Origin of the sequence: Cohnella fermenti, from assembly GCF_004801405.1 — a bacterium.
GTDB lineage: Bacteria > Bacillota > Bacilli > Paenibacillales > Paenibacillaceae > Cohnella > Cohnella fermenti.
The window spans coordinates 166336-182318 of the sequence record NZ_SSOB01000004.1 but is presented as its reverse complement, the minus strand read 5'-3'; the positions used below and the strand labels follow the sequence as shown (position 1 = coordinate 182318).

Here is a 15983-nt window from a genome sequence, read left to right as displayed (position 1 = left end):
TTATTCTCATTACTAATTATGCGAATAAGGAGAGATCCCCTATCATGAGTCATCTTCTCGCGGCTCCGACGCCGCCGCTTGGCTGGAACAGTTGGGACTGCTACGGCGCCGCCGTCACCGAAGCCGAGATTCGCGGCAATGCCGAATACATGGCCGAACACCTCAAGGACTTCGGCTGGGAATACGTCGTCGTCGACATCCAATGGTACGAGCCGGGCGCCGTCTCGTCGCACTACCGGAAGTTCGTCCCGCTCGAGATGGACGAATATTCCCGCCTGATGCCGGCCGTTAACCGCTTCCCGTCTGCCGCCGGAGGAGTCGGCTTCAAGCCGCTCGCCGACTATGTGCACAGCCTGGGGCTCAAGTTCGGCATCCATATCATGCGCGGCATCCCGCGGCAGGCCGCCCACGCCGCGACCGCGCTCAAGGGCTCGTTGGCAACCGCCCGCGACATCGCCCACCCGAATTCCATCTGCCCCTGGAACACGGACATGTACGGCGTCGACGCCTCCGCGGAAGGCGCGCAGGCGTACTACGATTCCCTGTTCGAGCTGTACGCGCAGTGGGGCGTCGACTTCGTGAAGGTGGACGACATCGCCGCGTCCCGGCTGTACGACACCCATCTGCCGGAGATCGAGCTGATCCGCCGCGCCATCGACAAGTGCGGCCGGCCGATGGTGCTCAGCCTGTCCCCCGGCCCCGCTCCGGTACAATACGCCGACGAGCTGGCCGGGCTCGCCAACATGTGGCGAATGACGGACGACTTCTGGGACCATTGGTCGCTGCTGCTCGACATGTTCGACCGCTGCGAGAGCTGGCAGGGCCGCGCGAAGCCGGGCAACTGGCCGGACTGCGACATGCTGCCGCTCGGCCACATCGGCATCCGCTCCGTCGACGGCGGCGGCTCCGACCGCTGGACCCGCTTCACCAAGGACGAGCAGGTCACGATGATGACGCTGTGGTCGCTGTTCCGCTCGCCGCTGATGTTCGGCGGGGAATTGCGCGACAATGACGAATGGACGTTGTCGCTGCTGACCAATCGCGAGGTGCTCGCGATGCTTCGGGACACGGACGGCGCGCGCCTCGTCTTGCGCGAAGGCGATCGCGTCGTCTGGGCGACGGCGAATCCGGCGAGCGGAGAGCGCTACGTCGCGCTGTTCAACACCGGCGAGGCGGAGCTCGAGGTGTCGGTCGGCGGAGCAGCGCTGAAGCTGGACGGCAGCGTTCAGGCGGTCGAGCTGTGGAGCGGCGAGGCTTGGGGCGAGCTCGGCCCGGACGGCTCGCTTGGCGCGCAGATCCCTCCGCACGGAGCGAAGCTGTTTAAGCTCGGCTGAGACGCCCGCCGGCGGCGCAATACGAAGGGGCTGTCCCGTGAGGAGGACAGCCCCTTTCGCGTGTCGTTATCGATCAGCTCGTCGTCTTCTTGACGATCTTGTAGACCAGGTTGCCAAGCTTGTAATAATCCTGCAGCTCCGTCAGCACCTTGGAGATCGTCTGACCGATCATCGTCTTGAGAATAAGAATGCCGATCTCGTTGCGGTATACGTTCCATAACGCCTCGAGCACATCGCCGACGCCGTATCCGGACACGGTGAGCAGGACGCCCCCCATCTCGAAGCCGAGCCGCTCCGTCGATCGGATCTGTTCCGCGGCCTTCTCCACGCCGATATTGGCGGAGCGGAGGGCCGACAAGGTCACGAGGACAGCGATCTCGTCGTTGCCGAGAATTTTGCGCTCGGCGTCCGACAAGGAATTGTAGAACTCCTTCTGTTCCTGCTTCGATACTTCCCGAACGATTTGGTACGTCTGCGTCAGATCCTCGTTGGTCGCATACCGAAGCGCGTAGACAAGCTCGACAAGCGACAGCATCTCCGAATCGAGCATCGATTGCGCAATCTCCTTGAGCGGCCAATAGCCGAGGCTTTGCAGATCGTCGATTACCCATGACGGATAACTTCCGGAGGCCAGCATGGCGCCTGCGAGGTCCTTCAGATTCGTGACGCCGCCATCGTACAAGTACTTCCCTACCCAGTACGAATTCTCGTAGTACCTGCCCAGCGTATAGCCGATCTCGTTCGCGGATAAGCCGTTCGCCCGCAAGATGGAGATAGCGCTCGTGCTTGAGTAATTCAAGTACTTGAGATAGTCGTACAGAGCGTATCCGTTCTTCACCATCCAGTAAATTTTGTTCTCCAACGTGCGGCCGTTCAAGAACAGATAAGCATCTTGCGCGTTGTAGCCGAACGACTTCAGATAAGGAACGATGCTGTCGTCGCGCACCTCGTAATGATCGAGCACGTTCAAAATCTCGGTTCCGTCGTAGCCCAGCTTCTTCATGGCGGTCGCGATCTCGCTCATCGAAGCGTTCGGCAGCGCAAGGTGGACCGTCGTGAAGACACGGAATGCGTAGGCTGCGCTATTCACGTAACCTGCGTAATTCCGAAGTCCGTCGACAATGTCGAGCGGACGAGTGTAGCCGAGGGCGACGAACATCGCTGCTTGGTCTTCTTCTGTCGAAGGCCTCCCCTTGCCGGACGAGAAGTAGTGGAACGACGTACTCAGAATCGACTCGAGATCGTAGCCGAGCGACTTGAGCAAGTTCGCCAGATAGACGATGTTGACCGTCTCCAGCAGCTTCCGATTGTCCAACTCGGTGGCGATGGCTCCCGAAGTCGCTCCGCCCGCCTTCAGCGAGGCCAGGTAGTCGAATAGCACGTCATCGCCGTAATACGCCACGACCGCCTTCGTATACTCGTCCTTCGGAATGTCCGTACCCGCGAAGGCTTGCAGCGTCTGCTGGGCGTCCAGCCCGTAGAACCACTTCAAGGCGGCGATGATATCGCTCATGATGAATTTCTTGTACATGAACCGGGCCAGGCTGATCGGCGAATCGGACACGTCCAGCGGGTCCATCATGCCGGAGATATACTTCAGATTGCCGTTGGCCAAATACACTTCGGTCGTTGCCAACCCGATCTCGATGAGCCGATAGTACGGCTTCAGCATCGTCGTCGCCTCGGGAGCGGTAAGTCCGTACTGCTCCTTCAGATAAGTCACGATGTTGCTTAGCGAAGTCCCCGCGTTCTTCATGAACGCTATGGCGCCTTCCGCCGTCTGAATGTCGTTCAGAGTCATGACTTCCTTCATCATCGCCGTAGCCAGACGCTCGTTCTCCCTCTCGGCAGAATAAGCCGCTTCCAGCGCCTGCTCGATTGCGCTCTCGTCGTATGCATTGTGCCTCTCGAGCAAGAGGCGCAGCTCGGATTGCTCCACCCCGAACCTCAGCTTCATCGCGCGCGCGATCTCCTCTATCCGAATGCCGGCAAGACGAAGGTTATCGACCATGTCGCCGTAGTCGGTATAGCCGTTCGACGTCATTATCGCAACAAGCGAGTCCGTCGAGTCGGTAAATACGGAGTCAATGCTCTGCAGAATGACCGGAAGCTGGAACAGATCCGATTCGATCAAGGCGCTCCCCAGTCTGACCGGCGTTTCTCCATAATACGATTGGATCGTCTTCGTCATATCGAGCAGCGTAACGCCGGCATTGCACATATAGACAATTGCGTCCGCGACACTCCGAATCCCGCCCGACTGAATATAGTCGATAGCCGTCGCTCCTGCGCTTTGCTCGTACACACTTGAGACGGCCCATTGAATAATCTCCGTGCCGGCTACGCCAAGCTCGGCCAGCTTGATGGCGGAATCGCCTGAGGACAGGCCGTACTGCTCCTTGGCTGCCGTTACGATATCCTGAACGCTGTACCCCATCTGCTGCAGGAGATAGACGCCGTCTTCAAGCTTGTCGATCCCGGAGCCCGCTAGCAGGGCCGCCATGGTCTCTTCCGTCGGCTTGCCGAATTGGCCGGCAACAGCGGTAATTATGTTCGTCAAGCCGTAGAGACCCGACTGCTGCAGGGTATAAATCGCCTCGCTCGCTTTGAGATGGTAATACCCTTTGGCCACCTTCGCGATCTTGAACAGCTCCAAGTCTTTCTTCCAAAGCTCCGGAATCGCTTGATCGAAGCTGTCTATTCCGAGCCCTCCGAGCGATTCGACAATGACCTGATCGAGCGGCTGATCGTAAACATAGGCCACCTCGGTCTGGACTTGAGACAACGTATAGAAGCCCGTGCCGACCAGCGCCGCCGACACGGCGGCTCCGGTTAATCCGTAGTGATTGCGGCCGGCCCGGATGATGTTCCTGAGCTCGATCTGATTGTTCAGTAGGAATGGGAGCGCGTCCGGGAACGTGGCATATCCTCCGTCTGTGAGCATCGCGCTGATCGTCTCGTCCGTCGGCTTGCCGTATTCCAGCGTCACAGCCTCTACAATATCCGGCAGGCTGAAGTACCCCGATTGCTGCAAGGCAACAACCGCCGCGCCTTCATCCAGTTGATAGTACAATTTGGCGATGCTTGCGAGCGCCGGCAGCTCGTAGTCCATTCCCCAGAACGTCGGAATGGCTTCGGCGAAGCTCGTCTTGCCTAGCGCGATCAACGATTCTGCGACCGCCTGCTCGAGCGGCACCTCATAGACGGCAGCGACCTCGTTCTGGATCTGCCTTAGCGTATAGAACCCCGTTCCGTCGAGTACGACCGCCGTATCCGCGCCGGACAGCCCGTAATAATCTCGGCCGACCCGCACGACGTCCCGAAGCTCGAAGCGGTTGGTGCGCAAGTAAGGGACGGCCTCTCCGAGCGTAAGCAGTCCTTTGGATTGCAGCGATTCCGCAACGGTCATCTTCTCCGACGTCGGATACAGCGACGCAATGGCGGCGGTAATCTGGCTGTTGCTGTACCGATGCGACTCCGTTAACGCATAGAATGCGGATCCAGACGAGATCTTGTAGTAATCTCTTGCGACAACGACAAGTCCGCTTAAGGAGATCCCGGCGCTGTAGCCGAGCCCGACCGCTTCCTGGAAGCTCGCCGTACCGCCGGCCGCCTGCCACTCGTACAAGATGACCAGCGGCGACTGGTTATAGACGACGGAGATCGTATTCAAGAGCACGCTGACCGAGGCTTGATTAAGCGCCGCGAACCGGCTCGCAGCTTCGCCGGCAGACAAGCCGAACCCGTCCTTGACGGCGCCGACGGTTTCCTCGAATGAGAAGCCTCTTTTCCCCAGATAAGGAATTGCCTCTTCCACCGTCGTAATGCCTTGCTCCGCAAGCGCCTCTTCGACCGATTCCCCGAAGCTTGCGTCGTAAGCCCAAGCGATTGCATTCAGCACGCTGCCGATGTCGTTCGGATACCGAGCAATAAGCAGGGCCGACGCCTTGCCGGAAGCCAGTCCGTAATATTCCTTCAAGCCGCGCGCGATGGAGCTGATTCCGAAGCCCGCGTTCTTCAGGAACGTGATGCCACTCTCCGGTGTCTCGCTGCCCGAGGCGGACAGCAGGTTCGAGATCGAGACCTGTTCTTCCGAATACAGCGTCTTCAGCAGGCTTACGGTTGCCTGCAGGTTGCCGTTGCTCTTCGTATAAAGAAGCAGCCCGGCCATAACCTCGTTCACCTCGTACCCTCCGCGTATGAGCGCCGGTCCGACGACAGCGGCGTCCCGGTAATTGGAGAATCGCGCGGAGATCGTGTTGATGACGGAGATTGCCGTCGCGTTCTGGCTTCTCAGCGTCTTGATCCACAGCGTGACCGGATCTCCGCCGTAGGCGAACGTTACTGCGTATGCGACATCTTCCGTGTCGTATCGGGACGTCAGCAGGGCAGTTGCCTCCGCTTCGTCCTTGCCCAGCTCGGTGCGTAGCGCAAGCACGATGTGCCCGAGCGCGTAGGGCTCAAGACGCTGCACGATGTCCGCGTCGGAGACGGAGATGCTCTTCAGATAAGCGACGACTTCGCTTGCGGCAATACCGTACCGGCTGAATTCCATAATCCAGTCGCTCCAGCCTCTCTCATCGAAGGCAGCGGCAATGTCCACGAACGGATAACCCGAATCTTTAAGGGTTGCCGTCAGACGCGGCAGTGCATCCGCATACGAGCTGGACATCTGGTAAGACCCGATCAAGCCATCGATCAGTTCGTCAAGCGTGAACAGCTCCGATTGACTCATCGCGGCGGCGATTTGCTCGATCGTCGCTCCGCTGAACAAGTATCTCGATTCGTTCACGATGGTCGAGATGCTGCAAGGGCAGCCATAACGGGAGAAGGCATCGCTCCGCTCAAGCTCGACCCAACCCGCGAGCGTTACGCCCATCCGCGCGATGAGCGACCGGGTAATATCGAGCTTGCCCCAGCGGTTCGCATCCGTCATCTCCTTCGCGATCGCTTGAGCGCTGATCCCATCTTCCTGAGCCTGGGCGAAGGTTGTCATGAGCGCCTTCACCACCTCGTCCGCAGTATAGCCGTCATAGCTGTCGCGGAAGACGGTCACGGCATCCTGCAGAGTGAACGCGGCTCCCGAGGCGACGACAGCGGAGCGGATCAAGCTCAGACTCTCGTCGATCGACACGCCTGATCTCACCAGCAAGCCGAGCGCATCGGCGCGGCGTCCGTTGTAGACGCTGTTCAGGTAATACGCGGTGACGGCGACCCGATCATAGCCGGCGCTGACCAGCGTTGACATCATCGCGCCCCGTTCCGCCGCTGTCGCTGCCGGATTCAGAGCGGCGATCGCCGGGCCGATGTCCGCGCCGTATACGCCCAGCAGAAGGCTCGCACGCTCGACGATGCCGATGCCGCTCGCCGCAAAACCGTTCATGGCGGAAGCGAGCGCGGCCGACGTGTTCCCCCAGGCATCCGCGATATACGTTGCGGCTGGCTTGACTCCGACGCCGGCAGTCAGAAGCGCGGACACGGCAACGGCAGGGGTCTCTCCCCCGGCCTGAACCGCCCTGGCGACCTCGGAAGCCTCGATGCCGGCGGCCAGCATGGCGCTTGCAGCGGTATTGCCGCCGAAGAGCTGTCTGACGAGGACATAGATGTCGCTCGGTGCCAGCTCCGCGCCAACGAATGCGACGGCAGCTTCCGCCGCATCAGCGAACGGATTGTTCGCGCCGAGCGCCGTTCCCGCTTCATTCGCCGTATAGCCGGCGCCGATGAGCCACAAGACGGAATTCGTGCCGCCCGCCGCATAACGTTCGCGAATAAACGCCAGCGTGTCCGAAGCGGAATAACCGGCCGACTTCAGTGCCTGAGCCGCTTCCCCATTCGTCAGCTTGTACGCGGCTTGCACCGTGTCGCCGATCTCGGCGAGCGAATAGCCGACAGCCTTAAGGACCGCCGCCGCACTGCTGGCGGAAGCCTTGAATGTATCGCGCAACACGCCCGCGACATCGCTTGCGGATACTCCCGCTTGCTTCATTCGCAAGCCGATCTCCTTGCTCTGATAACCTCTGTCGCGCAGCAGCGGCGCGAGATCGGAAGCCGTGTAGCCTGCGGCGATCATCAGACTGAGGGCGTCCATGAATGTGCCGTCCCCCCCAACATCGATCAAGGCTTCGAACATCATGGAAGCATCGACATTCATCTGGGACATCAAGGCGATGAAGCCGGCCGTGTCGAGATCATATTCGGCCTTTACCGCCCTTGCGTAATTCCATCTGGCGAAGCCCGCTTCGCGAAGCAGCTTCGCCGTCTCCAGTGCTGTCCGGCCATAGGTCGTATGCAGTCCGTAAGCGGCCGGGGCGGCATCCTGATCTGCCGGGAAGCTGCGTACGAACCCTTCCGTCGTTGCAACATTGGCCACATCCAAGGCATCGAACGATACAAGATAAGCCGTATTGACCGCTTGAACCCGCTGGATGCCGGTATAGGCGACTTGAACGGTCGAGTCCGACGTGATGACGGCTCCGGAAGCGCTCCAGGTCAGTTCCACCTTCGTCGAGTCCCCGGCAACGCGCGCTGCCTGCACCCCGCTTTGCCACTTGTTGTTGATCTTGACGGAGAACGGAGCATCCGCAGGGACGGAGCTTAACTCCATATCGAAGCCCAGTACGACTTTCCTGCCGCCCGGATCGGTCGCAGCCGTGAGCAGCGCCGGCGGCAAGCTGACATTCGTGACGTTGATATCTTCGCCCAGATCGTACCCGTCGCTTGCGATCCGAACCCGGTAAGTCGAATTGTAGGCGAAGTAGAAGCGGACTTGATAGGTTCGGCCGCCATCCGTCGACACGACCGAATCGGGCTGAGAACCGAACACACTGTTGCCATTGTAAATCGTAACAGACAGTCCCGACACCGGCGTGGTGAAGGCGAGATCGAACCCGTTCAGGTTCACGCGCTCAGCCGTCACGGTCGACTTGATCGGAACGAGAATCTCGTTCGGGTTCGATTGCCAGTCGAACACCGTCGCCTTGCGGTCCTGCAGCTCGAACCGGTACTCGTTGCCTTCGGCCAAGTACGCCTGGATCGTATAAGTGCCTGCAGCCTGGCCCTGCTTCAGCCCCGTAACCGCAACTTCCGAACCGTCCTCGGCATAGATCGCGATATCGTTCAAACGCAGGTCGATCGTCCCGACACTGCTGAGCCGCAGCGTGATGCCGTCGCGGGTCGCGGCCAACAGTACCGGGTACGCGTTGAGCTCCAGGTACACCTCGACCGGCCCCTCCGATTCCCGATTGGAATCGATCAGTTCCACCGTATATACCTTGCCGCTTACGATCGGCATCGAGATCCAATAGTCGATTCCCGTATCGTATCGGTCATTCACATCGGTCGGCGTCACCGCTTGCCCGAGCTCATCCGTAATTTGGAGATTGGCTGCGGTGAGGCCGCGAACGGACTCGCCTAGATGCAGCGTGAATCTGTCACTGTATGTTTCAGTGACCGTCATCGCGACCGGAGGCTCCGGCGGCGGCAACGGCACATCGACCGGCGTACCGCGACCGAAGTCGTAACCGCTGCGGACGACGATCAGGCTATAGGCCGCTCCTTCGGTCAGTTCAGCCTTTACCGCGTATGTTGCGCCGCCATCCGTCGTCTTGACGCTGCTTACGGCAACTGCCGCGCCCGCGCCGTCCTGCAGGATGATATTCGATACGGTCAAGCCTGGAACCGGCGCATCAAGGGCGACAACGAATCCGTCGGCGTTCGGATCGGTTATCGACAAGCTGATCGGAATCGGCACGCTTGCGCTGAGCATGGAGCCGAAGTCGTAGCCTTCGGCGGCCAGTTGAAGCGAATACGTCTTCCCGCCTTCAAGGACCGTCTTCAACAAGTAGCTGTTGCCGCCATCGTTTGTCGAAGCCTCCTCGATGGCGACGATGCCGCCCGCCGAATCTTTAAGCACGAACGCAGCCTTCGAGAGCCCCGATACGCCTGGCGTCAGACCGATTCGGATGCCGGTCTCCGAAGCGGACAGAACCTCGCTCGCAATCGTTGTCGGCAGCGAGAACGACAAACTCGGCTCGAACACATATCCCGAACGGCTCAATGTAACCTCGTACGTCTCCCCGCCCGGCAAATTCGCTTGCACGCGGTAACGCTCTCCGGCGTCTTCCTCCGTGACGCCGAGAACCGGGATCGCATCGCCGACGGAATTGCGCACCGTGAAGTGTCCGGCGTCCATCCCCGCAACTCCCGGGTTTAGGCCGACGACGAATCCGGAGACGCCCGCTTCGAGCAGCGCGGCGCTCGCGAACACCGGCACATTCACCGGGACGGGATTGCCGAAGTCGTAACCGTCCTTGAACGGAACGACGGTATAGCTCTCGCCGCCCCAGAAGCTTGCCTCGAGCACATACGTCGATCCGCCGTCCTCCGTCGTTGCGACCAGCACCGGCAGCGGACTGCCGTCCGACGCGCGTCTCAGCTTGAAGTCGCTCGCTTTAAGGCCCGGCAGCGGCTCGCTAAGCTGCAAGACGAAAGCGTTATTGCTGCCGGGCGCCATGCCGCCGAAGGCCGTCTGCACGGACTTAATGAAAATTGCGGGCGGCGTACCGAAGTAATAACCGGACTTCGCGATGTGCAGCATGTAGCTTCGGTCCGTCTTCAGATCGGCTGTGATCTCGTAGCTGTAACCGCCGTCCCACGATGCGAACCCTCGGATGGCGACGGCTTCGCCGTTATCGTCCAGCAACGCAATGTCCGAAGCGGCCAATTGCGTTCGGGAGCTCAGGTTCAGCGTCAGACCGCCCGTCGACAGATGCTCGATCGACGTCATGCGCGTGACCAATGCAAGCGTCTGTGTCAACCTTACCAGATAGCCTGATTTGATAATCGATACCGAGTAAGAATGCTTCCCGGACATCGGAACCTTCACCTGATAGTTCAGCCCGCCGTCGACAGAGGTGAGCGATTGAACGGCTGTCCGGTTGCCCGCCTCATCCGTCACGATAACGTCCGATGGCGCAAGATCGGGAATCCCCGGGAACAGCTTGAGCTTGAAGCCGTCCTGACTCTCGGCGTAGATCCAGGCGTCAGACTTGATCTCTACGCCAATGACAAGCGGATCGCCGTAATCGTAGCCCGGATAAGCTACCGACATATAGTACGTTTCCGCAGCCGCGAAGTCGCCCAGCAAGCTGTAATACTCGTCGGCCTCGTGCCTTAAGGAGGCAGCGACGGACTTGCCTTTGCTGTCGGTCAGCTTAACGTGGTCTATCGTCAGTTCGTCCGGATTGGGATTAATCCCGAACATGATCTGGCCTGCGAAGGTGCCGAACAGCCAGATGGAGCCGCTCTTCGGAATGCTGAATGTTACCGGCGCCTTCAGCTTGAAGTCCGGACGAATCAACTCGATCGAGATATTCCCGTTCCCGGCGTATGGGAAAGAGAAGTTGAGTTGATACGTCAAGCCTTGATCGGCGGTCGTGAGTCCGACATAGTACTCGTTGGATGCGATCGGCCAACCGCCGGCATCGCGGAAGACCAACTGCTCCGACGTCAAGTTCTTGACCTTCTCGCTGAAGGTCAGCTTCAAGCTCCCTTGCTTAAGCGAGGATATCTTCGCCGTAATCTCCTTCATGACCGCGAACGTAATCGGCTGGTATTGCTGATAGAGCAAGGCCGGCTTCACCTGCAACGTGTAATATTGGCCCGGCACGAGGGCGGCGGACAGTACGTAGATTGAGCCGTCGTCCGTTGTCGCGGCAGAGCCGATCTTCACCTCGGCTCCGGTCGAGTCGCGCAGGACGAACTGTCCCTTCGCCAAGTCGGGGATCGGCGCCGCGAATTCGACCGTAACGCCGGATGAGGAAGCTTGGGAGACCGAGTACCCTGCCGGCAGCATGAACGACACAGGCGTCATCTCGTAGCCCGTTACGTTTATGCCCATCGAATAGGTCTGCCCCGGCGCCAAATTCGGGAACGGCAAGCGGAAGCTTCGACCGCCTTCCGTCATCTCGATCGTCCCCGGGAAAATCCGGTTGCCTCCGGCATCGGTGAAGACGATGCCCCATCCGTTCTCCAGTTGCGGCATTGGAGGATCGAAAGCGATGGCCATATCGCCGGTCGGCGTCAATTCCACGATCGTTCCCGTCACGAAGTAAGGAACGTGGAAGGCGATCGGACTGCCGAACTTGACATATGATTTGCTCAGCGTCAACGTGTAATCGCTGTTGCTGACCAGCGCGACATTAACCCGATAGGTCAGGCCGCCATCCGCGGTCGACAGCATCACGCCGCCGACAAGCCCGTTTTGCCCGTTCCGCAGCTCGAGATCGGCAGGCGTCAAGCCCGCCACCGCGTTCTCGAAGCTCAGAAGGAATCCGCTGTTCGACAACTGCCCGACGGTCGCCGCACCCGCATCGACCGACGCTCCCGCCGCGAAGTCGACCCCCGCCTCCGGCAAATGCCCGATCAGCTTCACATTGTAGAGGCCTTCCGGCAAGTCGGCGGTTAATCGATACGTCCGTCCTCCGTCCTCCGTCGTCGCATCCTGAATCCAGATCCCTTCTTCGGTATCCGCGCGGACAATCGCGAACGATCCCGCCCACAATCCGTCCAACGACCAATCGAGCGACACGCGAAGCCCCGTATCCGTCACCTGATCGACCGCAATCGTCGCATAGGCGGGAACGTTGAAGCTGAACGACGTCCGGCTTAGCGCAGCGGCGACTTGCAGCGTATAATCGCCCGGCGTCAGATTCGCGCTCACTCGGTAGCTGGCTCCGCCGTCAGCCGTCGTCGCCGTCACGCCTCGCACAAGGCTGCCGTCGCTCCGCCTCACCTCGAAGCCGTTGACCGTATTGATCGCGGTCGGCGGATCGAGAATAAAGGTGAAGCCGCTGCCGGAGATGTCGTCTATCTTGTACTCGGACTCCAGCGCAATGGATGCCGATTCGCCGAAGTCGTACCCGCTCTTCACAACGCTGAACGTATACGGCAGACCCCGCGGCCCGTCGTACTGGACGACGTAGTACCCTTGATAGGAATCCCAAGAGACGTTAAGGATAGGCACAGCTTGTCCGTCAGCGTTCACGATGCGGAAGTTGTCTGCGGTCAGACCCGGCACGGCCGGACTTAAGCCGGCCATGAACTTGTTCGAGCCTACGCCGGCATAGTACGGCCCAAGCGTCGTCCGAATGAGGTTGACCGGCTCACCGAAGTCGTAGCCTTCGTGGCTGATCGCCAGAATCAGAGACTTGTACTGCATGTCGGCCGACCGCAGATAGTAGCTGTTGCCCCCATCCGCCGTCGACGCCTCGTCAATTGCGACGGCAACGTCGCTCGTATCCGTGAGAAGGAAGTCGCCGAGAACAAGTCCCGGAACCGGCCTGTCCAAATAAACGGTGATCCCGCTATTCGACGGCTCGAATGTCGTATATTTGGTCACGACGGGAGCTTCCTGCACAGCGACGGTTCCTTCTACATAATGATCATCGTCCAGGTCGATGCGGTAATGATAATTGCCTGCCTCGGCCATCCCCGCCTGAATGACGATGGAACGGCCGTCGTCTTCCGTCCGAATGTCGCCGATCGCGACGGAATTGCCGTCCTCGTCTTCTAGCGAGTAGGCGACAAAGGGCAACTGTACGGCGCCGTTCGACAAGCGCAGCTTGACCGCCTCGTGCGTAATCCAGACGATGTCCGCCTGAAGCCGGGACGGCTCTACCGTCCATTCGACGGAGCCGCCTGCGAACGCGTAGCCTTCCTTGTCGAGCGTCAGCGCGTACGTCTCGCCCTTGGAGAGCGTCGACCACACTTCGTACTGGCGTCCTGTCTGAACCGGGCTCAGCATGTCGATGCCGACCTGCGACGCGCCTCGCGACAGCACAAAATTCAGCGCGTCAAGCTCCGGCACCGTCTGATCGAGGGTCACGATGAACCCCGCCGTCGATACCTGGCTGATCGTCGCCTGAACGGTCGCATAGCTGACCGGAATGACCAGCGACAGCGCCGCACCGAAGCTGTACCCGTCAAGGACAATCGCGATCGTGTAGCTCACGCCTTCGGTCAACGCTGCTTCGATCACGTAGGACGCGCCTTCGTCGTTCGTCGCTGCGCCGGATGCCGGAACCGCTTCTCCCCCGGCATTCGGAATGATCGCGAAGTCGGATGCGGTCAGCCCTTCGATCGGCGGACTGAGCGATACCGTGAAGCCTTCCGCGGCGGACGCCGTAATCGTTGCCTGAACGGCGATGATCTCGGGATCATGCACTTCGACATAGATCGCGACGGCGCTCCCGAAGTCGTAGCCTTCCTTCGCGATCGACAACGAGTAGGTTTGCCCTTCCTCAAGCGCCGCGCTGAACGTATAGGAACCGCCGTCTTCGGTGGAAGGTTGTCCGAGAGCGATCGGCGCATTATCCAATAGGTTCACCAGTGTAAAATTCGCAGACGTCAATCCCGGCACGGAAGTGTCGAGAGTTACACTAAATCCTGCCGAGCTGATCCCGTGAGGCGAGGCGTTCACCGAGACGATCGGCGGCGGCGTAACGGGAACCGCGAACGTAAGCTCGGCTCCGAAGTCGTAACCTGGCTTGAAGATAGCCAGCGTATACGTCGTTCCCTCCGTCAGTACAGCCGGAATCCGGTACGCCGTTCCTCCGTCGATTGTCGTCGGCGTTCCGACGGCAACGGCCGTACCGGCGCTGTCGCGCAAGAGGATGTCCGTCGCCGCCAACGCGGGCACGGGCACGCTCAGCGCAAGCCGGAACCCCGTTGCGCTTGCCTGACTGACCGCGGCTTCGACGGCCGTGTCCGCCGGCTCCGGCGATTCGGTCGGTTCGGTCGGCTCCGGCGATTCGGCAGGCTCTGGGGACGTTGTCGGTTCCGGCGACGGCGATGAGCCCGGGCCCGTCGATACTCCTCCTCCCGCCGCGCTGCCGGAGCTTCCCTTCTCCGTCACTTCCTTCGTTGCCGGTTCGTTCTCGAACGCGACATCGGCCGAATCGACAATCGCCGTCCCGATCGTTCCCGCCCCGGTCACATCGGTTGCGCCGCGCAGCGTCATCCGCTCGACATGCACGCCGTCGGCCAGTTCGATTCGAACCCCGGATACTTCCTCGTTCACGACGAGATTCGCGACGGAGCCTGCAGCCACGGTCAGCTTGACGCCGCCTCTCACTTCTACATGGCCGAACTCCCCGGACAGCTTCACTTCCCCGGACGATAGAATCGTGATGCCCGCGATTCCGCTCTCCATGCCTTGCGGCGATTCGATGCCGGCATCGCTCTGGACGTCCAATTGCGCGATGACGGTCGCTCCGTCCACGACGACCCGCACCAAGCCGCCGGACTTGTCGATGACGACAGTGCCAAGAACGGAGTTATCGATATGGACGCTGTTCCGTCCGCCGCCTTGAATGAACGTGCTCCCTTCTACCTCGACGTTGTGCAAGTACACGTCCCCTTCGCCGACTGACGGGAGAATCGTCAGATCGCCCTTCACCACGACATTGCGAAGCGTCGTTCCCGAAGCTCCGACCTCCAGATTGCCGCCGACCGTGAACACGCCCGCTGAAGGCCCATACGTTCCCGCTTCCGTTACCACCCGCGCTCCCGGAACGATGCCGCTTCCGGAGACTGCATCAGCCCCCTGCCGAATACGATCCAGAAGCACTACGGCCTCGGCACGAGTCATCGACTTAAGCGGACGTACCGTTCCGTCCGGGAGCCCCTGCAGCAGCCCCGACGCGACCGCCGCTTCCAACGAGGCGCGGCCATAGCCAGGCACTTCACTAATATCCTTGAACCGTTCCAGCGTGCCGGCGGCTTCATCGGCGATCGTCGGCACAAGCGCGGTCAGCATCGTGACAGCCTCGATGCGCTGCAACGGCTTGTCCGGCCGGAACGTGCGGTCCGGGAAGCCGTGCACATAACCGGCCTGCACAGCCGCATTCACATCGGAAGCGAACCAAGCTCCAGCGGATACATCGCCGAATGCCGCCGCCCCCTCCTCGCCCTGCAGCCCGAACAGGCGATTGACAAGCGCGATGAACTGAACGCGCGTAATGATGTCGTCCGGCCGCAGCGTGCCGTCCGCGAAGCCCTGAATCAATCCTGCCGACGCCCACTCGGCCATCGGTTCCTCCGCCCAATGCCCGGCAATATCCGACAGGGCAGCATCGTTCAGATGCGAGACGGCGGCTCCAGCCCGCGCCCCAATTGGCTCGAGCAATCCGGCAAGCAAGCTCGCAATCCATAGCCATTTAAGCCACAGCGCGCTTCCTCTGCCCTTGATGATTTTCCTCATTCTTCGAACTCCCTCCGCCATTCGCAGCTCTCGAATCTATCTCTATCTCATGCGTGCAACGCTTCTCGATGTCGACAGCAATCGTCTTCATTGTAAAGGAAGCAAATAAAAGAATAATAAAAACACTTGTCTGCAAAACGCGAAAAACCGCGAAAGATCAAGCTTTCGCGGTTTCGTTTGCTACCGTATTTTTTTATCTTGCAGGAACCCGCGATTGTTGCAGGCCTCATCTGATTTTATACGATTTTTCACATTCGTCGGCCTGGATTGGCGGGAATCGCGGCGTTTTATGTGGTTTTTAGCATACATCCGGCACCTCGGCCCGGAATTTCCTTCATGTATGTGTTTTTTCACATTCGTCGGGCCTCAAAGCCCCTTTTTCCTCCGGA

Annotated in this window: 2 protein-coding genes; one reads left to right on the top strand and one right to left on the bottom strand. The window is 60.1% G+C overall.

Going from position 1 to position 15983, the window contains the following annotated elements; translation table 11 throughout:
- Positions 1–44 precede the first annotated feature (44 nt).
- Positions 45–1334: a glycoside hydrolase family 27 protein gene (locus E6C55_RS04805; RefSeq protein ID WP_136368639.1), complete on the top strand. Its 1290-nt coding sequence runs from the start codon at positions 45–47 to the stop codon at positions 1332–1334.
- Positions 1335–1407: 73 nt separating this feature from the next.
- On the opposite strand, the gene E6C55_RS04800 is transcribed toward E6C55_RS04805, so the two are convergent.
- Positions 1408–15594 (bottom strand): S-layer homology domain-containing protein, encoded by a 14187-nt coding sequence (locus E6C55_RS04800; protein ID WP_168735462.1) that lies wholly within the window; start codon positions 15592–15594, stop codon positions 1408–1410.
- Positions 15595–15983: the final 389 nt, after the last annotated feature.

Excerpts from the sequence above, each read along its gene's own strand:
- E6C55_RS04800 (WP_168735462.1), bottom strand. The coding sequence starts at position 15,594 with ATGAGGAAAATCATCAAGGGCAGAGGAAGCGCGCTGTGGCTTAAATGG.
- E6C55_RS04805 (WP_136368639.1), top strand. The coding sequence starts at position 45 with ATGAGTCATCTTCTCGCGGCTCCGACGCCGCCGCTTGGCTGGAACAGT.